Origin of the sequence: Pseudomonas sp. 43(2021) (assembly GCF_017490805.1) — a bacterium.
Taxonomy (GTDB): Bacteria; Pseudomonadota; Gammaproteobacteria; order Pseudomonadales; family Pseudomonadaceae; genus Aquipseudomonas.
In genome coordinates, this window is record NZ_JAFGYJ010000337.1 from 1 (window position 1) to 496 (window position 496).

General features: G+C 59.9%; 1 protein-coding gene and 1 pseudogene. Both read left to right on the forward strand.

Features of this window, described 5'->3' with window-relative positions; translation table 11 throughout:
* Positions 1-140 (forward strand): annotated as a pseudogene (locus J5M71_RS27505) (alpha/beta hydrolase); the annotation flags it as partial.
* A gap of 3 nt (positions 141-143) precedes the next feature.
* The coding region (locus tag J5M71_RS27510) for a peptidylprolyl isomerase (protein WP_207838716.1) at positions 144-496 on the forward strand (353 nt) is incomplete at its 3' end.

Sequence of the window (496 nt, forward strand, 5' to 3'; positions counted from 1 at the left end):
ATGTAAAACTGCTGCCGGATGCGCGGCTGGTGGTCATTGACGACTCGCGCCATGCCACCCCGCTCGATCAACCCGAACGCTTCAATCACACGCTGCTGGATTTTCTCGCCACAGCCGACCTTCACTCTCAGGATCACTGACCCATGCTGAAAAAACTCGCCCTCGCCGCCGGCTCCGTACTGTTTGCCGCCAACCTGATGGCTGCTACCCCGGCCAAGGCGCCCCACGTGCTGCTGGACACCACCAACGGCCAGCTCGAAATCGAACTGGACCCGGTCAAGGCACCGATCAGCACGAAGAACTTCCTTGAATACGTCGACAGCGGCTTCTACAACAACACCATTTTCCACCGCGTGATCCCGGGTTTCATGGCTCAGGGCGGCGGCTTCACCCAGCAGATGCAACAGAAAGAAACCAAGGCGCCGATCAAGAACGAGGCCAGCAATGGCCTGCACAACGTTCGCGGCACCCTGTCGATGGCGCGCACTTCCAACCC